Annotated in this window: 18 protein-coding genes, 1 tRNA gene and 4 pseudogenes; 11 read left to right on the plus strand and 12 right to left on the minus strand. The window is 41.4% G+C overall.

The genetic code is table 11. The features are described 5' to 3' along the window. Positions 1-151 precede the first annotated feature (151 nt). The gene (gene nifB, locus MSSIT_RS18385; protein ID WP_048173922.1) at positions 152-1123 is read left to right on the plus strand and encodes a nitrogenase cofactor biosynthesis protein NifB; all 972 of its coding nucleotides are present in this window, start codon (positions 152-154) and stop codon (positions 1121-1123) included. Positions 1124-1222: 99 nt separating this feature from the next. Here nifB and MSSIT_RS18390 read toward each other — a convergent pair whose 3' ends face one another. Further along, positions 1223-1399: a 4Fe-4S binding protein gene (locus MSSIT_RS18390; RefSeq protein ID WP_048173923.1), complete on the minus strand. Its 177-nt coding sequence runs from the start codon at positions 1397-1399 to the stop codon at positions 1223-1225. Between the two features lie 313 nt (positions 1400-1712). Between MSSIT_RS18390 and MSSIT_RS18395 the strand changes: the two genes are divergently transcribed. Beyond that, complete coding sequence (locus MSSIT_RS18395) at positions 1713-2711, plus strand: methanogenesis marker 2 protein (RefSeq protein WP_048173924.1); 999 nt, start codon at positions 1713-1715, stop codon at positions 2709-2711. Between the two features lie 128 nt (positions 2712-2839). On the opposite strand, the gene MSSIT_RS18400 is transcribed toward MSSIT_RS18395, so the two are convergent. From MSSIT_RS18400 to MSSIT_RS22620, 3 genes and pseudogenes are all read right to left on the minus strand, one after another. Beyond that, positions 2840-3142 (minus strand): hypothetical protein, encoded by a 303-nt coding sequence (locus MSSIT_RS18400; RefSeq protein ID WP_048173925.1) that lies wholly within the window; start codon positions 3140-3142, stop codon positions 2840-2842. 521 nt (positions 3143-3663) lie between these two features. Beyond that, positions 3664-4065, minus strand: a complete 402-nt coding sequence (locus tag MSSIT_RS18405; protein ID WP_048173926.1) for a pyridoxamine 5'-phosphate oxidase family protein — start codon at positions 4063-4065, stop codon at positions 3664-3666. A 302-nt stretch (positions 4066-4367) separates the two neighbouring features. Beyond that, positions 4368-5465 (minus strand): annotated as a pseudogene (locus tag MSSIT_RS22620) (IS1-like element ISMac25 family transposase). A gap of 374 nt (positions 5466-5839) precedes the next feature. On the opposite strand from MSSIT_RS22620, the gene MSSIT_RS18420 reads away from it, so the two are divergent. The 4 genes from MSSIT_RS18420 to MSSIT_RS18435 all read left to right on the plus strand — a co-directional run bounded on the left by MSSIT_RS18420 (position 5840) and on the right by MSSIT_RS18435 (position 8052). Beyond that, positions 5840-6154, plus strand: a complete 315-nt coding sequence (locus MSSIT_RS18420) for a DUF5611 family protein (protein WP_048175073.1) — start codon at positions 5840-5842, stop codon at positions 6152-6154. Positions 6155-6261: 107 nt separating this feature from the next. Further along, positions 6262-6735: a chorismate--pyruvate lyase family protein gene (locus MSSIT_RS18425; protein ID WP_331456197.1), complete on the plus strand. Its 474-nt coding sequence runs from the start codon at positions 6262-6264 to the stop codon at positions 6733-6735. Between the two features lie 187 nt (positions 6736-6922). After that, positions 6923-6994, plus strand: a tRNA-Thr gene (locus MSSIT_RS18430). A gap of 347 nt (positions 6995-7341) precedes the next feature. Then, complete coding sequence (locus tag MSSIT_RS18435; RefSeq protein WP_048173929.1) at positions 7342-8052, plus strand: class I SAM-dependent methyltransferase; 711 nt, start codon at positions 7342-7344, stop codon at positions 8050-8052. A 494-nt stretch (positions 8053-8546) separates the two neighbouring features. Here the strand turns inward: MSSIT_RS18435 and MSSIT_RS18440 are convergent, their stop codons facing one another. From MSSIT_RS18440 to MSSIT_RS18460, 5 genes and pseudogenes are all read right to left on the minus strand, one after another. Further along, positions 8547-9848, minus strand: a complete 1302-nt coding sequence (locus tag MSSIT_RS18440; protein WP_048173930.1) for a formylmethanofuran dehydrogenase subunit B — start codon at positions 9846-9848, stop codon at positions 8547-8549. A 2-nt stretch (positions 9849-9850) separates the two neighbouring features. Next, on the minus strand, positions 9851-10240 hold the full coding sequence (locus MSSIT_RS18445) for a molybdopterin dinucleotide binding domain-containing protein (protein ID WP_048174417.1): 390 nt from the start codon (positions 10238-10240) through the stop codon (positions 9851-9853). A gap of 10 nt (positions 10241-10250) precedes the next feature. Further along, on the minus strand, positions 10251-11117 hold the full coding sequence (locus MSSIT_RS18450; RefSeq protein ID WP_048175075.1) for a formylmethanofuran dehydrogenase subunit C: 867 nt from the start codon (positions 11115-11117) through the stop codon (positions 10251-10253). 4 nt (positions 11118-11121) lie between these two features. After that, positions 11122-12876, minus strand: coding sequence for a formylmethanofuran dehydrogenase subunit A (locus MSSIT_RS18455; protein WP_048173931.1), 1755 nt, complete (start codon positions 12874-12876; stop codon positions 11122-11124). Beyond that, positions 12877-13947, minus strand: a pseudogene (locus MSSIT_RS18460) (4Fe-4S binding protein); the annotation flags it as partial. Between the two features lie 793 nt (positions 13948-14740). Here MSSIT_RS18460 and MSSIT_RS18465 point away from each other — a divergent pair. From MSSIT_RS18465 to MSSIT_RS18475, 3 genes are all read left to right on the plus strand, one after another. Further along, the gene (locus MSSIT_RS18465; protein WP_048173933.1) at positions 14741-15640 is read left to right on the plus strand and encodes a DHH family phosphoesterase; all 900 of its coding nucleotides are present in this window, start codon (positions 14741-14743) and stop codon (positions 15638-15640) included. 436 nt (positions 15641-16076) lie between these two features. Continuing rightward, positions 16077-16484: a DUF1699 family protein gene (locus MSSIT_RS18470; RefSeq protein ID WP_048173934.1), complete on the plus strand. Its 408-nt coding sequence runs from the start codon at positions 16077-16079 to the stop codon at positions 16482-16484. Between the two features lie 248 nt (positions 16485-16732). Then, positions 16733-17611, plus strand: a complete 879-nt coding sequence (locus tag MSSIT_RS18475; protein ID WP_048175076.1) for an EFR1 family ferrodoxin — start codon at positions 16733-16735, stop codon at positions 17609-17611. Positions 17612-18393: 782 nt separating this feature from the next. Here MSSIT_RS18475 and MSSIT_RS18480 read toward each other — a convergent pair. Next, a complete protein-coding gene (locus MSSIT_RS18480; RefSeq protein ID WP_048173935.1) occupies positions 18394-18801 on the minus strand; it encodes a DUF1699 family protein in 408 nt (135 codons plus the stop codon). 1077 nt (positions 18802-19878) lie between these two features. Beyond that, positions 19879-20733, minus strand: coding sequence for a helix-turn-helix transcriptional regulator (locus MSSIT_RS18485; RefSeq protein ID WP_048173936.1), 855 nt, complete (start codon positions 20731-20733; stop codon positions 19879-19881). 276 nt (positions 20734-21009) lie between these two features. Between MSSIT_RS18485 and MSSIT_RS25865 the strand changes: the two are divergent. Continuing rightward, positions 21010-21229, plus strand: a pseudogene (locus MSSIT_RS25865) (IS1634 family transposase); the annotation flags it as partial. 168 nt (positions 21230-21397) lie between these two features. On the opposite strand, the gene MSSIT_RS18490 reads toward MSSIT_RS25865, so the two are convergent. Next, complete coding sequence (locus MSSIT_RS18490; RefSeq protein ID WP_048173937.1) at positions 21398-21592, minus strand: hypothetical protein; 195 nt, start codon at positions 21590-21592, stop codon at positions 21398-21400. 406 nt (positions 21593-21998) lie between these two features. Between MSSIT_RS18490 and MSSIT_RS25870 the strand changes: the two are divergent. Then, positions 21999-22233: pseudogene (locus tag MSSIT_RS25870) on the plus strand (IS1634 family transposase); the annotation flags it as partial. Between the last annotated feature and the right edge of the window lie 492 nt (positions 22234-22725).

Consider the following 22725-nt stretch of genomic DNA (forward strand, 5'->3'; position numbering starts at 1 on the left):
TAAAATAAAGTTTCAAATATTTCTCTAAATAGTTAAGTAATAATTCCACAATGTATATGAAGGGGTGTATCAATAGGTGCTTTAGACATTATAAAACCCCCTTTACTGAGATTTTACTTCACTTTTAAATATTCCAGCGGAGGCGAATAATTTGCCAGAAGAGAACCAACCTACCAAAGAGAACAATAACGGTCCCATACTTGGGGAAGAGCTCCTGAGAAAGATTTCCGAGCACCCCTGTTATGACAAGAACGCCCAGCATAAATACGGGAGAATTCACCTGGCGGTTGCCCCGGCGTGCAATATCCAGTGCAACTTCTGTGTCCGGGAATTTGACTGCGTAAATGAGAGCAGGCCCGGGGTTACGAGTCAAGTCCTGACTCCGGAAGAAGCCCTTGAAAAGACAAGGCAGATCCTGGCAGATTATCCGTTCATCAAGGTCGTTGCAATTGCAGGACCGGGAGATCCTTTAGCTAATGATGAGACCTTTGAGACGTTTGAACTTATAAGAAACGAGTTTCCTGAAATAACCCTCTGCATGAGCACAAATGGACTTATGCTCCCTGAAAAACTGCCGGAAATGCTGCGTACGGGAGTTTCCACACTTACGGTTACAGTAAATGCAATAGACCCCGAAATTCAGGCGAAAATCGTGGATCATATAGTCTACCATGGTAAGGTCTACAAAGGGGTTGAAGCTGCCAAAATCCAGATTAAAAACCAGCTTGATGGAATAAAGGCAGCGGTTGATGCAGGAATTGTTGTCAAGGTCAACACCGTGCTCATCCCGGGCATCAATGACAAACACGTAATCGAAATCGCCAAAAAACTCAATGAACTCGGGGTTTACATTATGAACGTCATGCCCCTTATCACCCAGGGCGCCTTTGCAGACCTTGAGCCCCCCACCCCCGAAGAGCGAAAAGCCGTTCAGGAAGCCTGTGAGCCTTATGTTATGCAGATGCGCCACTGCAGGCAGTGCAGAGCCGATGCTTACGGACTCCTTGCCCAGGACATGTCGCAGATGAGTGAAGAGCGCAGAAAGGTTATCAAAATCCAGACAAAAGAAGACATGGAAAAAGCAAGGGCAGTTCTTGAGAAGAACGGGAAAAAAGAAGACTGAAAAACTCGAAAATATTCAGTTCCGGGCTAAAAAGCTTTGAAGGCCGGAGCCGAAAGGCGGAGTTTGAGAACTCCGCTTCTCTGACTTATTTTAAAAGCGTTACTCGAGGGTGATTGCCCCATTCGGGCAGGCATCTTCACATGCCCCGCAGTCAAGGCATTCATCTTCGTCTACAACTGCAATCTCATCGTCACTGAGGGAAATTGCAGCTGCAGGGCATTCATCTATACAGCTTCCACAGCCTGTGCAGGCGTCTGCGTCGATTTTAGCTACCATGTTTTTCACTCCTTATTTCAGCAATTTGGGATTTTTATAGAGCCGAAATTATATTGGGTAGACATATTAGGAGATAATAATTTAATAAAAAGCTGTCGCTTCCCTTTTCTGGGTCAAAGAACAAAACAAATAAAGGATAACCCTAATTACGTACTGACCTTAATGCTTTGAATTTCCCTGGTATTAAGGAAGAATAATTAAGGAAGAATAATCGCGACCTTACCACTAGTTTATCATCAGTTTATCGTTATATTATTATGAATTTTTGTTAATCAGTATTGATACAATTAAAAAACAAACAGGAAGCCTTTAATTGAGTCTGGAAGAGCTAGCCGAAAGGATAAAAAGTTTTGAAGGGGTTACCCGCAAAAAACAGATTGAAGATATAGTTTCCATTTTCGAAGCCGTCCGCCCGGAATATGGGGACGCTATCGTTGATTTCGGGGACGATGCTGCGGTGATCGATATTGGAGGAGATGATGTTATCCTCTTTGCAGCGGATGGCATCTGGGGGAGGCTGCTGGATGCAAGTCCCTGGTGGGCAGGGTACGGGGCTGTGGTCGTTAACATAAATGATATTGCAGCCATGGGCGGAAAACCTCTCGCCATGGTGGATATTGCCTCTGCAAATTCTCCTCAGGCCTGCAGGGAACTGATGGAAGGGCTGGCTGAGGGGGTCAGAAAGTTCGGAGTCCCTGTGGTAGGAGGGCACGTCCATCCCGACACCCGGTATAATTCCCTTTCCGTTGCTATCATAGGGATTGTCAAAAAGGACTGCGTAATCAGGAGTGATACAGCAAAGCCCGGTGATCTGGTAATTGCAGCTTATGATATGGACGGGAAAATCGGCCCGAACTCCCCTTACAGCTGGGACACTACTTCTTTTAAGGAACCTTCGGTGTTAAGAAAAAATTATCTTGTAACTCAGGAAATCGCAAAGAAAAAGCTTGTAAGCGCCGGCAAGGATATAAGTAACCCCGGGATAATAGGCACGCTCGGAATGCTTTGCGAGACTAGCAGGGTAGGAGCTTCCGTGGATCTGGAAAAGGTTCCAAGGCCGGTAGATGTGGACTTTGAGCAGTGGCTTAAAGTCCACCCCGGAACAGGTTATGTCTTTACTGCGGGCTCGAAAAACGCAGAAGAGTGCGTGGACGTGTTTAAAAAAGCGGGGCTCACATCTGCAGTTATAGGAATCATTGAAGAGGGCTCAAAACTCGATATGTACGATAAAACAGGCAGAGTAACCGTTTTTGACTTTTCCAAAGATAGTATTACAGGTATAGTTTCCGAAACAGGTATAGTTTCCGAATAATCGGGACCTTCCCACATGTTTTATACTGATTTCAAAGAAAAAATATTTTTTGCTGGAAAGTTTTTATTTCACTTCTCCAGCACCTGTTCCCACTACTTTAATTCCTCTCTGGTCGGGAACTCCTGAAGTTACTTATCTTCAATCCAGGCTTTCATTTCCTTATAGAGAAATTCTTCCGCAGCCTGAACCTTTTCAAGAGGCCCGCGGAGGACAAGAATCTCTCTTTCTTCACTGTTTGCAATACTTACGGGCATCTTCCGAGTTATGGGTTCAAGCTCAAATTCTTCCACCATATCGTAGATTATGGACACAACCGTTCCTGGGGGGATAATCAGGTCGTAGAGCTCTTCATATTCCATTTCGGAACCTTTCTCAGCATTTTCTTGCTTCTTTTTGGCAATTAAATCATCAAGATTGAGTGTTTTGTGCATCCGGGGTCACCTTCCTTTATTGATTGCAGTTCTTGGATCTTATTTTCCATTAGTAAGAAGATAGTAAGCTAATTCAAATAGAGTTAAGCGACTTAATTCTTGTCTCCTTTTTAAAGAGATTAAGGGCTTAAAGTAACTTGTTTATTAAAGTGATTGATCGATTTAAGTAGCTGATCGATCAGGGCAATCGATCAAATCAATTGGTCAATTAAAGCAATTGATCTGTATACAGAATGATTTCAAACTAAGGCCATATCTCCTGTTCTGGATAAAAGTTTTCCAGTCCTGTCTCTCTTTGTGCATGAATCATGATAAGTATAATCCTATTTATGGTTGCTTCTTAATGGTTGCTTCTTATCATCCGTGTCGCAGTAACAAAGATCAGATGCTGAAGTTAAACTCTTTAAAATCATTAACCCGAAAGAGTAAGCTCCTTTCCAGGAAGCGTGAAAATGAAAAAAGTTTGAGGCCTCTGAAAGTCTGAGGTCTCTGAAAGTTTGAGGTCTATGTTTTCGTTATTCTTATGCTATCCTTTCCCCTGCGGTAGGTCCCGGACTTACACTGTAGATCTCTTCCACGTGGAGAAGGGCAGCTCCTTTGGGTTTAAGGTTTGTCATCTTTGAGGCGACCCAATCGATAACCTCATTCATGAGAGGCCCTTCACTGATAAGTTCAACATTTCCCTTTATCTGGTAGGCTTTCATCGGAGGCATGTACGCACTGAGGGCAGCTTTCGGGTTTTCTTTCAGGTTTGCCTCAGTTTTTTTCCAGAAAACATTTGCCATAATTATGGTTTCATCATCTCTTGCTTGCACAAAACCCATCAGGCATACGTTTGGCACTCCGTTCTTGTCTGCTGTCACCAGGGAAGCAACCTGCTGATTTGCAAGTGCTTCTTTTACATCTGCAGGAAGTTTTACCATGTTTATTATCTCCTTTTATTTCAGTTCAATCTTTTAGAAATAAGTAAGATATCCGGCAGTTCCGGATTAAGTTATACATTTTAAGCCGGAGACTAAGCCTGCTATTCTCTAACTCCGGTTTCCTGTTTTTGCTCCAAATACTTCATTTTTTACTCCAAATACTTCTGTTTTTGACTCGGAGATCCTGTTTTCAGGCCTAAAATCCTTATAATTCCTGTAATCCTTATAAAAGCTGCATCTGGCTGATTGCAACCGTATTTAATAGTTATTTAATAACGTATGAATGTATTGATGGTCCATCTTTATCCGATTGATGTTTTGAAACACCTAAATGTCAGTATTTCCTTCAAAGTCCACTTTGACTCTGTAATCCCTGCTTCTCTTGCAGGTGTATTTTTGCATTCAACCCCTCTTTCATCTTTGTATCTTAATCCTCCATGCCCTCTACAGAAGTTAAAATACGTGCAATAGAGCTTCATCTGTATTTCTAACCATTCTTTCATTTTTGAAAACCCTATTGTTTTCCTTGACACTCTGTTGTTATCCTGCCTGAAGGTTAGGTTTTGTCTTTCCAGTAAAGTTGTTGATATTTCGCTTTGTTCAATGTCTTCTCCAAAAATGATTTTCTTCTCTACTTTCTCAAGTACTCCATTTTTTCTTGTTTTTACTACCTGTGCATACCTTAAATCCTCAGAGGAAACGATTTTTGGTTTCTTTGGTCTTCCTCTTTTCCCAGTTCTTGGGAACTCTATCAAAACTCCAAATTGTTTTAAAAGAGCTTCTTTATAAAAGTTCAACCCATCTGTGACAAAAAGAGGGATTTTATCTGGAAGATGTTTGATAGTTAACTCAACCAGTTTTGTCTGCAACATACTGCTTTCTTGGACCTATTACAAAGTCAAGAATTAGCCTGCAACCTGGTGCAAAAGATACCCACATCCAGGGCCCATCATCTTCATAATTTTTCATTCGTGGGGAATATTTTTTTGGATTATAACCCATAGTTCATCCATTTCTACCTTTGACACATCTACGTTCTTCATCATAGTATCATTTACTTTATCGCATTGTTCAGCTGCACGGGATAGCCAGCGCTTTACGCTGGCAGGTTGTACCTCTAAAACATCGGCAATAGCTTGAATGCTCATTCCTTTCATAGACATCTTTAAAGCTAAATCAATTGTTTTATCATCTTTGCGAAGATCATGATAAAAAGTACCTGTATGGTTGCAAAATGCTTTGCCACATGCATGGCAACGATATCTTCTTGTTTTTTCTCCACGGCTTATGTAAGTTCCATTTCCAGTAACATTGCCTTGACCAGTAAGGCCGTAGAGCTTGCAGCCTTTGTTAGGACAGGCAACGTCAGTAAATTGTGGTTTAGGACCTCTCTTCCCCATAATATAAACATATAATTCCTCATATATAATACCAATCAAATACAAATTGGCCATCAATGTATTTAAATACAGTATTATAAGGTGTGGCAAATACATATTTATAATTAATTTAATACTGATTAACTCTAATATTCTAATTAATAATAAGTGGTTATCTGCTCTGGAACCAATTCGGTTTCCCGAAAAATCAACTTGAGTAGCTCAAAATTTTGCGAGTATACCTGAAGTAAAAATGCATGGCTCTGATCCCTGAAGAAAAAGCCGCCTTTCGGGATGAGATATTCCGCTTGCTCCGGGTTATTCCTGTATGTTCCAGGCAAAGAAATTCTGAGCAAACTTTATCTGAGATGAAAATATCTTATTGGAGGATAGTAATGCAGCAATATAAGTTAAAACGCGGGTTTAAACCCGAACCTGAAAGAATCTATCAGGTAATGCAGGAATGCTTCCCTGTCGAAATCTCCCGGAATGGGGACCGCTTCGAGACCTCATATGGGGCAATGTCAAAGATAACGGTCTGGGTAGAGAACAAAAAGCTCTGTGTGGACACGGTTTCCGATGTTACCGTAAAGGATGATGACACGATTCTGCAGACCAACAAAGCCTACCGGGATTTTCTCTTAAAAGCTACCGGGTATACGGCAAAAGAGCGCCTGAAAATGGCGAAAAAGGAAGTCGGAAAAGCATAACCTCCTGACTACTCATTTTTATCTAATATTGCCAATAATATCTGCAGCATTTACCTGGAGGTATAGTTCTGGAAGGAAATTTCCTTGAAAAACTGAAAAGTCTCGAAATTCCCACCTGCCTCCGGGTCTGCTGTGGGACTGACGGTTCCGTAACTTTTCTTCTTGAAATAATGACCCGAAGACCGGTCAGTGTAAAAACCGAGTCTCAATATGTGGTCAAAGCCGATAAGGAAATAGCTGACCTTCTCGGGGTAGACGAAGGCAGCGAGGTAAATGACAGGACCGTCCGGCTCTATGCCGAAGACACAGTTCTGGTCCATGCAAGGTCACTCTCCCCTCTGGAACGCATGCCTAAGACCATGCGGGACCAGCTAATGCGGGCAGACATCCCAATCGGCCGCATCCTGCGCAGCCACAACCTCGAAACCAGGCGAGACATGGTAGAACTCGAAATCCTTGAAGGCGAACCCACCTTTGATGGAATCCCCATCCTCTCCCGTACCTACAAAATAGTCCACAACAACCATGTCCTTATGTGGATCAACGAGCGCTTCCCCATAGATGAACGCTGGAAACTCTGAAATCAGAGTTCTACTAAAAAATATTTTTTAAAGAGACGGGTAATTTTCCCTGCAATTCCCTCTCTGTTTTGTGCATATTCATATATATTTTCAAACAGTAAAGGGCTTTTTTCCGTTTACAGTCCCTCTCAGTCGAAACCTTTATATCTGTAGTATGATATTTTGGAGATGCTCTTACAGCAACAGTGCCTTGGTGGCTTAGGGGTATAGCGCGTCCTTGGTAAGGACGAGGTCGCGGGTTCAAATCCCGCCCGAGGCTTTTTTCTTTTTTGGTTTAAAGTCCCACTTTTTCACATAAAGAAGTGACATTGTGGATGTGGGCATTTATAACTATAGTCTTCTACAGCATATAGAATCACTATTTGAAATATATAAGTCCTAAAAATCCTACTTATTTTTCTTTTTTTGGCTGAAATTTAATTTTCAAGCTACTAATTTCATGATATTACGGGCTGAAGTTTGATTCAAATACTCAAGATCTAGTTTCAAACCTTGTAAAGAGATTGCTAGAAGGTTTCAGGGTTTAAGCTGATGAAAGTAATACAATCTCCAAGAGAGATTTATAATTGAGCGGAGAAATATCGTTAGATATAGGAGAAAGAGAGTATGGAAGGATGGACTAATCCAGAAGCTGCTGAAAATTATGCTCTGATGGCTGATATAATTATACCTGAAAGGAGAGAAATGCTGTCAATTATTTCAAGGCTTGCAACAGAGTTGGCAGCCATCAACCCTAAGATGATTGATCTGGGCTGCGGCTTAGGCGATGTGACCGCTGAAATTGTGAAGTTAAAGCCCAACGCCAATGTTCTTATGCTTGATTTTTCTGATGAAATGATACGGCGGAGTAGTGAAAGGTTCAGGGATGATAGAAATATAACTGTAGTTAAACAGAATTTAAATCAAGGGATTTTAGACATAACCGAAGATAGGGGATTTGATGCTGTTGTATCCTGTTTTTCTATACATCACGTGGAGTTTGAAAACAGAACCAGGTTGTACTCCGATATCCATAAAGTCCTGAAAGACCAGGGTTTATTCATAAACGGGGATCTCTTTAGGGAAGATTCTCTTATTATTGATCAATGGGAGTTTAATAACAGCATATCTTCTCTGGTTATACGCCTTAAAGAAAAACTTGGACAGGAATGGACCTTTGATGAGCTGAAGCTTAATCGGCTGGAAAATGCCCAAAAAATGGGCGATAAGCCCGGAACGTTATGGGAGACATTCCATGATATGAAGGCAGCAGGGTTTAGATATGTTGATTGCTTGTGGAAGTCTCGCAACCTTGCCATAATGGCTGCAACCAAATGAAGAGACTGTAAAATTTATAATAATGTTTCTTAATATTAAATTGATTCTGCAATAGTGATAGTATACTACTTAGTATACTACTCATTTGTACTGAAAAATGTAGCATTAAACCGTTAAATATCTAAAGTATAAATTTTAACCATGATGTCTGATATATTTGATTTTATACATCGAGCGAGTAAATCTAATCTTATTAATCTAATGAATTTACAATCTGAATTAAAAATCAACAACGATCATTATCCAAATGTAGAAATGGTTTGAATTTTAATACAGCCTCTAAGAGAGGCCTCAGAGTTTGAGAATTACACACAAAAAATATATAAAAATAAAATTAAATAGGATGTTTCTCGAAATTCCCTACCATATTCCCAATCCAGCTGCGCAAATCCTTGTTATTGCATGCTAATTTTTCATTTACCAAAGGTCCGGGAAATTTCGAGTTATTGTTTTTTTCAACTTTCTTATTGCAGAAAGAAATAACCTGTAAATGACTATTTTCTTGCTTTAATCTTCTCAAATAGCTGTTTTAAGGTGTCTTCGTTGCTCTGAGTGAATTCGAAGGGTGGGCTTGTGAAAGGTTCAACGTGTACTGGCACATCATCAAGCCTGTAGAAGGTTCCGTCACACTCCATGGCATCGATAACACCCGGAAGCACTACATCTGAAACAACTGTAGTCGGACACAGAGTAATATCCACGCAGACCATAGGTATTTTTCCAAGGTAAGCTGCACAGTCAGCAGGGATATGGCTTACAAGGTCAGCACCCACCACAAGGGCTGCATCCACATCCTTTTCTCGGAGTACGTCCACGGTTGTATATTCACCCGGATTGTAACGCGGGTGCCCGCGCATAAAGTCAAGCCCGAAGGGGTAACCATACATGTACGAAGCAATCTGGTTAAAGCCTGCAACATTACAGTGGCCGCGAATAGCTCCAAGAGTAAACTTGGCATAATTGTTCAGTTCCTTTACCAGATTCATGGCAATTTCGGAATTCCTGTATTTCCCCATTGAAGATGCAAGCCCGAGACCTACTGTAATAGCCCCGAAGTTGCAGTCCTTCATTATATCAAGCATCTCTTCTATAACAGGAATAGGCACTCCAGTAATCTCTTCTACTGAGGGATGAGGGGTTTTTCCGTGAAGCAGAGTGAGAAGTGCACTTATCAGTTCATAATCAGAGTTCGGTTTAAGCTGCACGTGCAGATCGGAAGCAACAGCCGTAGGAGTTCTTCTCGGGTCCACAGTGATGACCGTACGGTCAAAACGCCCGCGTTTGGTCCAGTAACCTCTCGGGAAAACCCCGTACCTGGACATCTGCCTGGGCATGGACTCGAGAGGATTGGTTCCCCAGTAGACAATGAGGTCGCCTCTGTTTTTCTTCTGCCCTTCGGTTGCACCGACTTTCCCCGCTTCCTGAATCCCCATAGCTGTTGGCCCGTGACAGACAGTTGAATTGGAGTCGACAAGCGCACCCAGGTATTCCCCGATCTTGAGCCCGATTTCATGAGCTTCGCAGGAAGTCTCACTGCCCATGAAAAGGAGGGGGCGCTTTGCCGAGACGAGGATATCGGCAGCTCTCTCGAGAGCTTCGTCCCAGGCTGCAGGGGTCAGTTTTCCACCATCTTTGATAAGAGGCTGCCTGATCCTGTGGGAACTTACGACTTCCTTGAACTTGGCATTCCCCATTTTACATGCGTTTCTGGCCTCAATCTTTCCGTCCCCGTACTCAACCTGGATATCATCACAGGCTGCCCCGCACACAGGACAGACTATGTTTTTGTAAATCATGCTCACTGCCCTCCGATATAAACTTTCAGCACTACATCTTCGGCGCTGAGAACCTCTTCTCCCGAGGGCTCAACATTTACCGGGGCACCCTTATAGAGAGGGGAACCCGTGGAAAGGGTATCGGGATCGATGACAACATTCGACCAGATAGCCCTCGGCATGAACACCTGTCCAGGCTGGACCGAATCCGTACATTTAGAATAAACAACAATCGAATGTTTCCCGTCCCTGCTTGTTACCTTTACTTTAGCAGGGGAACAGAGGGACACGAAATCCGCAGGAGAAATCCAGCAGGATGCACACTCCATGGTGTAATCATCCGTGAACTTGTCCCCCCCTTTGGCAAGCCTGCCTTCGTCAATCGTACTTCCGGTAATGAGTAATACTTCCATAACTCTCACCTCAGAGCTCCGGGTTTGCATCTGCAGACACATAGAGAGCTCCTTTTGCCCTCTTGCTGATCGCATAGTCCCCTGTGAACTTCTTAAACTCGCCTATTATCTCAGTCTCACCCGAAGTGACTTTGTTTTCCATGGACACAAATTCGAAACCCGGGGAGAAGCGCTGAATTTTTCCCCCGACAACTATGGTTCCGCCTGCCATTTCCACTCCAACTGTGCGAAGAGCCCCGCCTTTTACGACAATGAGCCCGCCGTTCTGGCGAATCCCGCAGAAGCCTTCAACATTGCCTTCCACCAGAATTTCGCCGCCGTCCATGCCACCGCCGAGCTGGTGCCGGGCCGAGCCTCCGATAATTATGCACCCGCCTTTCATGCCGTGCCACTTGCCTCTGTAAGCACAGCCCACATGGTCCCCGGCATTGCCCTTGATGTGAAGGAGCCCACCAAGCATTTCCATGCCAGCCCAGGAATCGGCATCTCCGTAAACGACGATCTCGCCTCCTTTCATCCCGGTCCCGACATGCATACCTGCAGAGCCCTCAATTTCAATTTTACCTGCACTCATGCCTTCTCCGATCCTTTTGATCCTCATTGCATCGCCTTTTATGCGGACCAGGGTCTCGGCGGCAGAACTGCCTGCATTGCCTGTTACTTCAAAGAAATCGGAAAGAGGATAGGTTGTAGGCCCCTGCCAGACGGAAAGCATTCCTATTTCTTCTGCACTTTTGCCTGCAAAGGAGTCAGGAGTAATCACGTCTGCTTCCAGTTTAATGTCAATTGATTTTTTAGGAATAAGCGTTACTTCTTCCATTTCTCCGGCACTTTTTCCGGTTTCGGTCATTTTATTAATAAGTACTCCCTCTGTCATGCCTTCACCTCTCACAATTTACCTGTATGGGAGTCGGGTTTGCCAGGTATTTCTCTGGAGTAGGGTAGTTGGCAAAGCCCAGGGTATAGTACCTGAACCATTCCTTCACGTCAGCCAGCATCTCCTTTTCCCGCTCATTTTCTACGTGAACTTCGGAATAGTAAGTCCGCTTCTCAGGCAGGGAGACAATCTCTCCTTTAACCGCCACGATTTCACCGCCCTTTACAGTGTATTCCGCCTTTCTGAAGGCCTGGAGGAGGGCTTCGTAGTTATTTGCGTCAAGCTGTTGCGGGTTTAAGTTGTAGACTGTAACATCTCCGTCCGCGCCCACTCCGAGAGAGCCTTTTCTGTGAGCCATGCCAATTGTCTTGGCAGGATTGGCCCGGGTCAGGATCGCAAGGTCATAGAGGGAAAGCTCACGGTTTACGCCTCCGAGTGCACTCCTGTCATTTGCCCACTTGTGGCATTCACCGAAGGTCTGCTTCCTGAAAGCCTCGGACATTATCCAGGTCATCACCTCAGGATATTTGGTAAACGGCCCACCGTTGGGGCTGTCCGTGGTCATGATCGTCTTCCAGGGGTCATTGATAAGCAAAAGACATTCAAGCCCCATTGCCCACTGCAGGCTGTGTACAGGGTTGGACTTGAGATAGGTAAAGGGAATGACACCTGACCCGCACTCCATCTCAATGTCGGTGTTTGACCACTTGTTTCCTGTAAGGGTGTAAAGGTCGTGAATGGCGGGTCCGTCTCCTGTCATAACTGTGGCTTCTCCGAAAGGAGTGCAGCCGCTATCAATTACTACGTGATCCCTGTTATTGATGTAATCTGCAATGTCTTTAACACCGGACTCACAGTCTGCCCAGGTAGTACCTGTGAAACCGTTGAACATCAGGTGGGCAAGATATATGGAGCGGTCCCTTGAAGGGTCGATTTTGGTTTCTGCCCATTCCACGTCCATGTTCTGTCTGGTCTTTACGCCATCGGGAATTTTGAGAGAATCTTTCGTAATTGTATAGCAACCAGGGTGCCCCAGGTTGTTTGCATGTAGATGGAGAGGTACTGGCATACCGAGGCGTTCGTTGATCTCAGCAAGTCCCTTTATAACCTCTCTTGGAGTAATCTCAAAGTGAATGTTGGCTTCGTCAAGATCGCTTACGTTTTTACCCCAGGCCCAGTTTTCGACGCCTGCAGGGTTAACACATTTGATCCCGTAGGTCTTGTGGGTCTTCATCATCCAGGCAACATAAGTAGCCGCTCTTTCAAGTTCTCCATCCCTGAGATAGCGCATCAAAAAGAAGTTGTTTCCCAGTACCAGATATCCTCCCATATCAAGGAGTGGAGTTGCATGCATCTCTTCATGGGCATGGCGAGCTTCAAGAGGAGGAATTGCAGGTTCAAATACTGTTGTGTAACCCATTGCTGCATAATCGTACCCCTGTTTGTAAACGGAAGGAACAGTGTAACCCGAACCTGAATGAGTTAGTGAAGTCTTCTTAAGATTTTCTTTATAATGGTCTTCAGGGCGCATCATCCTTCCGGTATTGACCTTTGGGCCTGCAACATGAGAGTGAGAATCAACGCCTCCAGGCATTACCGTCATACCAGAAGCATCAATAATCTTTGATTCTTTAATTTCGGCTGCAGAAAGCTCTTTTACAACTTTTCCATCTCTGATGAAAATATTCATAATTTCCCCGTTAATTTCATTGAGGGGATCAAAGACGTATCCATTCTTGATTGCAATTGTTCCTGCCATTTATTTCACCTCTCTTTTCACAAGCCAGATAGCATTAACAGGACAGATCATGGCGCAGGCTCCGTCTGCTCCGCACACGTCCTGGTTTACGACTGAAATTATGCCGTTCTTAACCTCAAGGAGAGCTTTTTCGTCCATATCGTTCAGGTACCCGGAAGCAAGTTCACGGCTATAGAGGGCATTTACAGGGCAGACAATCACACAGTTCCCACAGCCCAGGCACGCATACTTATCCGTTTCCAGGCAGGTACGGAGCAGAGCCTCAGGAACGGGGACTTCAAGCAGTTTTTTCTCAAGAACACTCTTTTTCTCTACATCCGGCAGAATTGCAGTTTTTCGGACATCAATAGCGTTTACAGGACAGGAAACCGCACAGGCTCCACAGTAAATACACGCATCAGGACGGTGACTGATCTTTTCTACTTTTTCTCCGAATTTGGCTTTTTTATTGAAAATGGCATTTGCAGGACAAACTTCCACACAGGTGTGACAGGTCCGGCAGGTATCTTCGCTCCCGGTCCAGCGCCCTTCAAAGGGCTTTTCCACAACAATGGCATTAACAGGACAGACAGCAGCACACCATCCGCAGTGGACACAGCAATCTGTATCGATATCGGTTTTTCCTACAAGCTTCAGCTTTCCGTCGGGTGAAATCTCCCGGGTTACCTCAATACAGCCCTGAGGGCAGATATCTTCGCAAAGCCCGCAGTGAACACATTTTTCGTTTACTGTTGTTGGTTTCATGGCTTCAAAAAGATAGGATCTGTCATTGAGAGTTTTTCCTTCCTGTCTCAACTCAAGAGCCCCGGTGGGACAGACTCTCGCACAAATACCACAGGCAATACATTCTTCACGTTCCTTCATTTCCAGAAAATTCGCATCCAATAATCCTCTTACTACAGCTCCCACAGCCCCCACTGCCAGGATACCTTTAGGGCATGCCTGTACACAGGTCCCGCAGCCAATGCATCTTTCAGGCTTATAGATCAGCTGTCTGTCTTTTTTTTCTGCAAAGACAGGCAATCGCATATCATCTTGCATTTTGCTTACCCCCTTTACGTTATACTGTGCAGCCGCTGCACAGCAGCTTCCCTTCGGTCATTTTGCACTTAGAGCCTATCCGAAAAGTCAAAATGCATGTTGAAAAATCACAATGGATCTATAATATCAGAGTATCCGTTCTGGTTTTGCATATTACATATTGTAAAAGTTTCAGCAGGTAACCACTTTTCGGATAAGTCCTTAATTCCGGCAAGGTTTAGTGTCATATTTTCGGCACGCAAATTTTAATTGGATTTCTCCAATTCAGCGATCAGTTTTCACATCTGGATTTTGAGTTCGTTTCATCCGTAAGGTCAAAAACGGTCATACCTCCACAACCGTACTTAAAAACAGCGTCCTCAGCCCTGTTTCAAAGCAGGCACCAATACTCCCATTAAATCTTTATTTATCTGATCTCCTGTCCAAAGGAATTGAAATAAAATACTCTCAGGCAAGCCCCCTAAAAGCCCCGTAGTATAGGTTAATTCTTTATCTGCTATTGATAAAATTATCCGGTAAAATAATTTTAAAAATCACTCCCTGACAACTACCTGATCTAAAAAACAGGTATTATATGAGCTGATCACAAAACTCAAAATTGCACCTTTGAATTATCAAATCCAGTTGATCAATCGAATTTCCGATTATGGAAATAGTTCTGAAACTGTTAAGATGTGAAAATAAAATTGGTTTTGTTACGAGCTTAATTCAATTATAAAAATAAAATAAAATAAAATAAAATAAAATAAATATGACAACTAAACAAATTTTGGGCAACTGGTATAATTTACAGGAGATCATATAGAGTAAGGGAGAACAGTAAATGACAGATGATAAACGCACGATTTTAATTTATTATCACGATGACAATGATGGATACTGTGCAGCCGCCGTTGCTGGAAATTACTATGATCGAAATGAATTTGCCATAAAGTTTGTTGCTATAAATTACGGCAAGGAATCCTGGAATAAGGAGGAAATAGGGGCAGCTGAAAAAGTGTGGCTTCTTGATTTTACAAGCGATAAAATGAATGAATTCGTAAAGGTTTGCGGGCCTAAACTTACATGGATAGATCATCATAAAACTGCCATCGAGAAATTTCCTGAGCTCTGGAATTCGGGCAATATCCCGGGAATCAGGTCTATCAAAAAGGCAGCCTGTGTACTTACATGGGAGTACACGCATCCTGAAACTCTTTCACCTCCTGCAGCCGTTGCCTATATCGGGGACAAAGACATGTGGAAGTTTGAATACGCCGAGACCAGGGCTTTTAGCGCTGGCTTCAGTCTGATGGTGAAAACTCCTGAGGATCCGGCATGGGAAGTGCTTCTTGGTTCCGGGTCCGAATGCGAGGATACTGTAAATAAGATGATATCTCTCGGTAAATTGCTCCTGGAATCTCAAAATTACAAGCTTCGGAAAGCATTCGAACGCGGGGTAGATTGCACTTTCCATAACTGGAGAGCCAGGCTTGTGAACACTACCGGAAGTATCTCCGAGCTCGGAGAATTCATCTACAGGATGCCTGAATATGATATTGCTATCATGTGGCAGGCTGTGGAAGATATGGTGGTATTCAGTCTGAGGTCGGATTCGGGGAATCCTGACTCCCCCGATTGTGCCGAAATTGCTCAGCAATACGGAGGCGGGGGGCACAGGAACGCTGCAGGGTTCCAGAAAAAGAATATGGATTTCCCACGTCTACTTTTCTGTCAGGTCTAAAATTTTCTTTTAGATCTAAAAAATGGGAAATAAACTCATTATATCTGAGTTTAACTCACTTATCATTTCTTTTTTCAGGAATTTTTCCTTCAGGAACAGGCCCTGCATTAAATTTCTCTTTTACTCTCGAGGAAGGTTCCATTTAATTATAAATCTAAAAGGTATTAAATGTAAAAATAATTTGATTAGTTTTTAAAAAAAATTATAGTATGAAGAAAGGCAAAATCCAGAGTAAAATTTAAATATCTGACTTTATATATGCCGTTTTGACCCTTCTTATAGCAATTTAAGATCTTTCTTGTAGGTTTGATACAACTGGCATTGTCTGAATACTATCTAAATAATATTAGTTTAATGAGATAATTATTTATAATAAGTAAACCTAGCTTGTATCTACATACAATAAAAAAAGACCTCAACAGTTGAGGAGAATATCATGAAGATAAGAGTAGTCAGTTCAAGAGAAGAAATCTTTACATTGAATCCAAACGAAAGAATAGTTCACCTGGCATTCAGACCTTCAAACAAGGACATCTTTGGATTGGTTGAAACATGCCCGAAGATTGAGGTAATTCAGTTACCCAAATCTTATATGGCCACTGTTTCAGGATCTATAGAGATGTTCCTGCAGATGCAGCGCATCCAGCTTCTTGAAGGAGATGTCTGGGGGCACAGGAAAGATATAAACGAATATTACGCAATTCCATCTTCAGTGATTGAAAAAATTAAGGAATTAAAAATCGAAGGCAAGTCCGCGGAGGAGATTGAGAAAAAGGTTTCACGAGAAAGCAAGCTGAATCCTGAAATGGTCGCTTATCTCCTGACAAAGGAAACTCTTGCTTAAATTCAAGTAGGATAAAGCATATCAGTAGGTGTTTTACTGGAGATTAGATCGGATATAACCGGGGTTATATATCGGGATCTAATCTCTAACTTAAAGCTTGAGACTTTTTATTCTTCTGGGCTCTTTTTTGATTACCTGCAGAATATTTATTAGAATCCTCGTTCATGAAGATTTATATTTCTGAAACCAGCTCTATATAACAGGTAAATTGCCTTCTTTTTCCACATTCAAGGAACTCTATCATGGAAATGCCGCGAAAAATTCGTATAGTCAAAATAGCCTACTTTTCAGGAACCGGAAGCACAGCTCGGGTTGCAGGTGCTCTCCAGAAGGAACTGGAGAGGCGAGGGGTATCTGTCGTCAGGTTCGGGATAAGGGCCGGAAATCTCCCTACCGGAGATAAAGAGAACCTCCTGGTACTATTATTTGCTGTACATGCTTTCAATGCTCCCGGGATTGTATATCAGTGGATTGACAGCCTTTCCGAGAATAATGAAATCGTTCCAGCGGCTGTAATATCCGTTTCTGGGGGTGGGGAAATAACCCCCAATACTGCTTGCCGAGTAAGCTCTATACGCAAACTGGAGAAAAAGAACTACCGGGTTGTTTATGAAAAGATGATAGTTATGCCTTCAAACTGGGTGGTGAAAACCGATGATATGCTGGCTATCCGGTTGCTTGAGATCCTGCCTTCAAAGGTTGAGCGTATAGCTGATGACCTGCTAGCAGGCGTTGTGCGCAGAACCGAGCCCAATTTCATAGACCGCATATTCTCCATGTTTGGGGAGCTGGAAAAAAAAGGGACCAAATTCTTTGGGGAAAGAATTCAGGTAAATGAGAACTGCAGTGGCTGCGGTTGGTGTGAAAAAAAATGCCCTGCAAACAACATCAATATGTTGGAAGGAAAACCGGTCTTTGGAAAGGATTGTTTTCTATGCTTAAAATGTATTTACGGCTGTCCCGGGAAAGCCCTTAGTGCAGGGGCATTCAAATTCATCATCCTGAAGGAAGGGTATGACCTCAAGGAAATCGAAAAGAGAATGGAAGGAATCCGACCGTTTCCGGTAGAGGATCTGGCGAAGGGATTTCTCTGGAAAGGGGTAAAAAAATACTTACTTGAAGATTGAATTTCACGGCACGGGCATATTTCAGGAAGTTTTTTGAATTCTTTATGGAATTTCCAGGGTTATCGGGTTTTACTCCAGATTCATGACTTACATTGCAGGTGTGTAGCGTTTCAGGATGTTCACAATGAAGATAGTTCTTTCTCATTCGGATACGGTGGTTTCTCCCCGCATTCATTTCATAAGCCTGGAGTACTTATACGGAATATCAGGTCAACAGATAGATTTTCGGCAGATGAGGGTATCCATACCTTTTTATGGAAACTAATGCATTCATCCTTCTTGTCAAACCTGAAAACTCGATATCGTTGATGCAAATCTTGGTTATTCTAGATATAGGGATTTCAATGAATTATATGAATAAACTCTTCCAGCCGTTTATTGAAATCTCACTAATGAGATAAGTTCTCAAGAATTGATATAACAATTTAGAAAAATTTATCGTATCAGCTTTGAAAAACTTTTACACTTTCATGTTGGAAAGAAGCTCTATCCAGAAATTTCTCTCTATCGCATTTTATGGGTATTATTATGGGACGAATTATTAAAAAAGGCGCCATTATAAAAAGTTACAAGACAATGGTAATATGACAGTAATTAAAAATAATAAGTAATTAAAAATAAGAAGTAATTAAAATAAAATAGTAACTAAACTTGAAAAGTAATGAAACTATAAGATCCTTTATTTAAAAAAGTAACACGAATAAATCAATAATTAAAATTACGAAGCAATAAAAATTAAACGAAAATAAAATGGGAAGAGCCTGTAAATTTATTTTAGAGGCTCATGCAGTAATATCCTTTCTGAGGATGTATGCAACCATTTCAGGATTAAGTTTGCTTTCCCTTGAGACTTTTTCTTCGATAGCCTCAGTGGACTTACCTTCGATTTTCAATTCCTTTATCTCCTCAATTATAGAGGAAGGAATGCGGTAGTATTCGTTTATATCTTTCCTGTGTCCCCAGACATCTCCTTCTATGAGCTGGATGCGCTGCATTTCAAGGAACATTTCTATGGACTTTGAGACCGTGCGCCTGTATGATTTCGGAAGCTGTATTACCTCAATCTTCGGGCAGTTCTCGACCAGGGAAAAAATATCCTTGTTTGAAGGCCTGAATGCCAGGTGAACTATTCTTTCGTTTGGATTCAATGTAAAGATTTCTTCTCTTGAACTCACAACCCTTATTTTCAAAGTTTGTCCTCCCGATCTATTGATTTTTTTTCATTTGATACTAAAAAATTCTTCATTAAATATTTTTCTATAACTACATGATTTATTTAGAAATAACTAGTATTTACATTCTTTCTTTTATTCCCACGTATTTTTCTTTTCCGTATTCAAAATCGGCATATGGAGCACTTTTTTATTTCACATATTAATAACTAATCAGTCTGAACTTCTGAAAAGCATGAGGAACAAAATCAACAAAAAATAAGAATATTATCAAAACAATATTTGTTTTGTCTCAAGTCAGGGCATTTTTAATAGTGTCGAAGTTCTCAAGAATACTTCCTACCCTCCAAAATTGTACTTATTCACTTTTTCATATTTTAGCGTAAATATCCCTGAAGTCCATCTGTGTAAATGTCTTGCGTAAGTCTGTTGGGTTTCCAAAATGTGTTAACTTTAAGCTGAAATTTCAGCGAGCTTATATTCTCCGGACATTATTAAGGACCTAATTTTTTGTCTTCAATTGGATCATCTTTTTTTCAGGTAGAAAAGGATGTATCTACGGAGAAAGGGAAATCTCCAAACAGGTCTAATTTTTCCGAGTTATCACATTCTCTTGAAGAGTTCGTTTAGATTTCACACCTTTTCCGTTTTTCCTTGTCGATCTCTAGTGTTCTCTACAAAAGTTAAATTAGTACAGTAAAGCCCCATTTGGTAATATTCATCACGTTGATAATGTAAAATTTTGTGATTAAATCAAAACTATAATTCTATATATGAGAGAGATTATTGCATAATTATGGCAGATGTCCGTAGGAATTTTCTCTCCACTTTGAAACAAAACGTTCCATATTTAAGCAACAACAAAGTAGATTCAGAAGTAGCCCTTGGGATATTGATGCATTTATTTCTTTTTCTTTGCCTGATCTTTTTACTTTACCTGTTAGCAAGACAATTGATGTAAAATTTAACATATTCTTTTCGGATGAAGCTTGGTTTAACATACTTTTTTTTCAGGCGTACATTCTTATCTTCACAAATTATAATATTGTAAACCGGGAGAAATCTACCGATAAATACAAAAAATTCTGAAACAATTCAGAATTTGTTTGCTTTTGTGATATTATAGCCTGTAAACTCCATTTTTCCGGAATCCAAATTTATATAGACCATATTTGAGATGCTGGAGTAATAAGTGAAGAGTTCTCTTCCCCATTTGATAGCGCTTTCCTCGTAACTTATAAGTGTGGTCCCGTCGAACCTCCCGTTCTTGTCAAAGAGCCAGAGTGCCATAAAGGTGTCTGTTACAGCAAGAGTAAGAGGGCCAATATGCCCGCTGCGCATGGAAACACTCATGTTTTCATGGGAAAGGAAGCACTTAAATTGGTCCGGGAAATCGTCAAAAAACTTATCAAAAACCTGTTCCGTAAGTACGAAAGAGACTTTTGCGTTATTCCGGAGGAGCTTTGAAAATATGCTGACTGTCTGGGGCTGGAAGGTGGAGCTTGTCATCATAACATATTTTGAGGTAAGGACCTTTTCGACAAAAGTCGGATGGAACTCAAAAAGACAGTCTCTGTCTGCTTCCAGAAGCTCGCAATGCTTCAAGTTTCCGATTCTTTTTCTCATATGATACGGGATTTCACTAAGGTCGCGGGTTTCCCAGTACTCATGATTTTCTACATAAATGTTGATAATATTCAGAAATTCCTCGATTTTTTCAACAATAAGGACTCCCATGTCCGATAACTTATATTTGTCTTCAACGGGGTCGTAGGTTACGAGATCCCATTTAAGAAGTTTCTTAATCTGGGGCATAAGGGCACTTGAGTTGACATCAAGAGCCTCTTTTATTTCATCGATGCTCTTTGGCCCTTCTTTCAGGAGAAGAACCAGTACATTTTTTCTTTTTTCGGATAAAAAGATTGTTTTTATCAGGCAAGATGGGTCCAATCTCAATCACCAAGGACTTATAACCCTTCAGGGTAAAACGACAGCTTGACAGGATCAACGCCATTGAATATTAGCAGAAGAGAATCAGAAAACATTCTTTGAAATTTATAAGCAACCTAATATAGGATTATTTGATATTAAAAAGTTATTATTCTGATTGCATCAAAAAGTTATTAACCTTAGTCCCCACATTTTAAGCGCATAATTTTCATATCCTTTCTGAGTTCTCTCTATTCATGCGCAATTGCGCATGAGTTTTCCTTCTTTTGACTTTCAGTAGGTAACGGTGACATCCCATCTACATTTACGGGCAAAACGCTCAGAAATCTTGGAACAAAACGCACATTAGTTTACGATCTTACCAGTTTCTTAAGTTGCTCTCAACTGGTAAATCTCTTTGAATGCGGGATGTAATAGAGATGGTTTTGATCTCCCTCAAATAAATCTCTCTGTGATTGTGGATAAAGAAAAAGGCATTCTCGTGATGTATAGCATAATACAGGAATAGGAGAAGATGCGTCTCGTATCTTCTCAACTCCATTAAATAACTCTATAGCATCCTCCGTACTACGTTTTCCGTCATGATGGAAAAGAAGCAATCTTGTGTTGCTTTTGATTGCTGTAAGTGAATATACATCACCACACTCTTCAGAGTCCTCTTCAGTCACATTTTTTTGCTTTTTTTTATGTATGACCAGATCTCGTCAACCTCTACTCCCGTAAGATTAAGATTTTTGAGGAAATAAGTTGTAACTTCTTCTGCATGGGTTCCTGCGATCTCAAGCCATCTACAAATAGTGTCTTTACTATGTCCAGTAGCTCTTGCAACTCCACGAATACTGCCTTTTTCAGGAAGCATAGATATTGTCCTTAGGACTTCTTTATCAGGAGTATTGAGTTCGAAAAATATTGTTCCTCTGGTTTCACTAAAACAACATTTACAGGTTTTACATTAAGTAGAACGTGATTGTTTTTACCATATCTCTCTTTAAGGACTATATTTCCTTGATTTTTAATTCCATAATCAATGCAGTCTTTGTTCCAGCAAAAAAATTGTGAAAAATCGATTTCAGAAGTGATTAAGATCCTCCAAATAATAACAGATTTAAAATTATATAATATTAAGTCAATGATTTAAGGACACGACCTGTTGATGTTACAACCCTAAATATACAATCAAAAGGATGCTCGATGAACAAATTCCTTTTATCATGCCGGCTACAATGGCACTTAAATGTGTTAAGGAACTCATGAGTTAGGCACATAAAGATTCGACAATAAAAGGATTCATATTTATCTGTTTCATCGGACTCATAATAAGAATGATGCTGCTCAATATATGAAAGAAACTAAGATTATCGAAGAATATGCAGTTGAAAGTTTACTCTTAAAACTTGAAAATATAAGGAAAGTATAACTGCAAGATGGGGATGTAATAGTTATGGAAATCACAAGAAAGCAAAAAGAAATATTATGGAAAAATTGAATTTGTGCGCTTGAAAAAACGGAAGTTAGGTATTAACAGCCAGTCTAACAGCCAGTCTAACAGCCAGCCTAACAGCTAGCCCGGAGTTCCACGTTCTCCAGATATTTTCTCCATCTTTCCTGATATAGGCTGTAAAAAAGTTTGCGCAAGCACATTAAAATGGCAATATGTGCCTGCGCAGAGGTGGGGTTGCAGGCATACTGCCTGCTCTGGGGATATATGATGACAGCACATCTTAGAAAAGCTAAGTTTTACTGCCATCGATGTGAAACACTTCACAAGAGTTTTGGAGACTCCTGCGGGAGGTGTGTAAATGAAGCTCTTCGCCTTTGCAGGTTTTTGCTGCAAACTCGCACAAAAGCATTTTCGCATCTGGAACCACTCTGCTTTTCAAAAATTCTTATGCACACTTCGGGAAGAAATGTTCCTGCTAAATACACGAAGAACCATTTACCTTGATTTTTGAATGGATGTGGGTGTTTTCTGGAAGACCGAGGTCTGGAAAA

The organism is Methanosarcina siciliae T4/M, assembly GCF_000970085.1.
GTDB classification, from domain to species: Archaea; Halobacteriota; Methanosarcinia; order Methanosarcinales; family Methanosarcinaceae; genus Methanosarcina; species Methanosarcina siciliae.